This is a genomic window from Halorubrum sp. Atlit-26R, from assembly GCF_003666015.1.
Taxonomy (GTDB): Archaea; Halobacteriota; Halobacteria; order Halobacteriales; family Haloferacaceae; genus Halorubrum.
In genome coordinates this window covers 1-608 of record NZ_QPLT01000290.1, presented here as the reverse complement: position 1 = coordinate 608, position 608 = coordinate 1, and the positions used below count along the sequence as shown (strand labels likewise).

General features: G+C 56.1%; 1 protein-coding gene. It reads right to left on the bottom strand.

What is annotated here, in order from left to right; translation table 11 throughout:
* Positions 1-146: 146 nt before the first annotated feature.
* Positions 147-329 carry a hypothetical protein gene (locus tag DVK07_RS20620; RefSeq protein ID WP_121598594.1) on the bottom strand — a complete coding sequence of 61 codons (183 nt, stop codon included), beginning with the start codon at positions 327-329 and terminating at the stop codon, positions 147-149.
* Between the last annotated feature and the right edge of the window lie 279 nt (positions 330-608).

The window sequence follows — 608 nt, the reverse complement described above, 5'->3', positions numbered from 1 at the left end:
CCAGCGCAACGGAGCCAATCGACGCGATCACCGCAGTACCTAGTCCATCGGCGTCAATATCCTCTGCGACATCAGCCACTGCATCGTCTGTGTCGGCCATATATTGAGTTGGGACTATAGCCGTAAAGACGTTTGCCTCGGCCGGTTCACCCGTCCGACATCGGTGGATTCTGGGTTTGTTCTCCGGTCCCCGCTGTCACGTCGGGCTCGTTCTCATTTCGCTCGGTTTGTCGTGTCTTTTTCCACGTTTTGTAAATGTCCACGAATGCGAGGGCGCTGAGTAGCACCCCAGCGATGACCATCATTTTGTCTGCGTCGATTGTCGCCATGTCGTATCCTACGGTCTCAACGCCTAAATGACTCACCGACGACAATGGGGGTATCGAGCGGGAGCCACGCTCAGGTGTGTTCGTGCCGCTTGATAGACTAGCAACACAGCCTCTGACTCGGTCACTCTGCTACTGGTGGGGATAACAGAGCTGTAGACACTCAACGTGTTTTCTCGTTGGTCGATGGCTTACCCACCGGTCGGGAAGTGCGACTTAGATCAACCCTGTGAACTACCCCACCCTACTCAGCCGCTGGTCCGGCTTCGTTGAGGGTGGGGC